Annotated in this window: 1 protein-coding gene; it reads left to right on the top strand. The window is 64.4% G+C overall.

Annotated elements, in window-relative coordinates:
* Nucleotides 1–354: AMP-binding enzyme (locus AB4Z35_RS31395; protein ID WP_442101352.1), on the top strand; the 354-nt coding region annotated here is incomplete at both ends.

Consider the following 354-nt stretch of genomic DNA (forward strand, 5'->3'; position numbering starts at 1 on the left):
CTTCAAGAAGAGCTATTTCCCCGAGGAACTGGGCGGCACGCTGTATCTGGCTGGCGATGGCTCCATCCGCGACAAGGAAACTGGCTACTTCACGATCATGGGCCGGATCGACGACGTGCTGAACGTGTCGGGCCACCGCATGGGCACGATGGAGATCGAATCGGCGCTGGTGTCGAACCCGCTGGTGGCCGAGGCCGCCGTGGTCGGTCGCCCGGATGACATGACCGGCGAGGCGATCTGCGCCTTCGTCGTGCTCAAGCGCACGCGCCCGACCGGCGACGAGGCGGTGAAGATCGCCACGGAGCTGCGCAACTGGGTCGGCAAGGAAATTGGACCGATTGCGAAGCCGAAGGA

The organism is Pseudomonas sp. KB_15 (assembly GCF_052114525.1).
Classification (GTDB): Bacteria; Pseudomonadota; Gammaproteobacteria; order Pseudomonadales; family Pseudomonadaceae; genus Aquipseudomonas.